The organism is Streptomyces sp. KR55 (assembly GCF_052245645.1).
Classification (GTDB): domain Bacteria; phylum Actinomycetota; class Actinomycetes; order Streptomycetales; family Streptomycetaceae; genus Streptomyces; species Streptomyces flavusporus.
In genome coordinates, this window is sequence record NZ_JBQQCE010001021.1 from 1 (window position 1) to 560 (window position 560).

Annotated in this window: 1 protein-coding gene; it reads right to left on the minus strand. The window is 72.7% G+C overall.

The features are described from left to right. A partial coding sequence (locus ACTWQJ_RS52125; protein WP_443313314.1) for an AMP-binding protein occupies positions 1-560 on the minus strand: 560 nt, incomplete at both ends.

The window sequence follows — 560 nt, forward strand, 5'->3', positions numbered from 1 at the left end:
CGGCCAGCAGCCCCGGCTCCCCGTCGGGCAGTTCGCGCCCGTCGCCGTCCACCACGCGCGCGTGCCAGCCGGGGACGGGCAGACCCGTCGTGCCGGGCCGGATGTGCTCGTCGGCCGCCGAGATGAAGATGTGCAGCAGCTCGGTGGCGCCGATGCCGTTGATGATGCGCAGGCCGGTGCGCTCGTGCCAGGAGTGCCAGGTGGCCGCGGGCAGGTTCTCGCCCGCGGAGACACAGCGGCGCAGACAGGTCACGTCGTGTCCGTCGAGTTCGCCGAGCATGGCGCGGTACGCCGTCGGCGCGGTGAACAGCACCGACACCCGGTGCTCGGTGATCGCGGGCAACAGCTGTTTCGGGCCCGCCTGTTCGAGCAGCAGCGCGGTGGCGCCGGCCCGCAGCGGGAAGACGACGAGACCGCCGAGACCGAAGGTGAAGCCGAGCGGGGGACTGCCCGCGAACACGTCGTCCGCGTGCGGGCGCAGTACGTGCCGGGAGAACGTGTCGGCGATCGCCAGGACGTCCAGGTGGAAGTGCATGCACCCCTTCGGGCGGCCGGTGGTG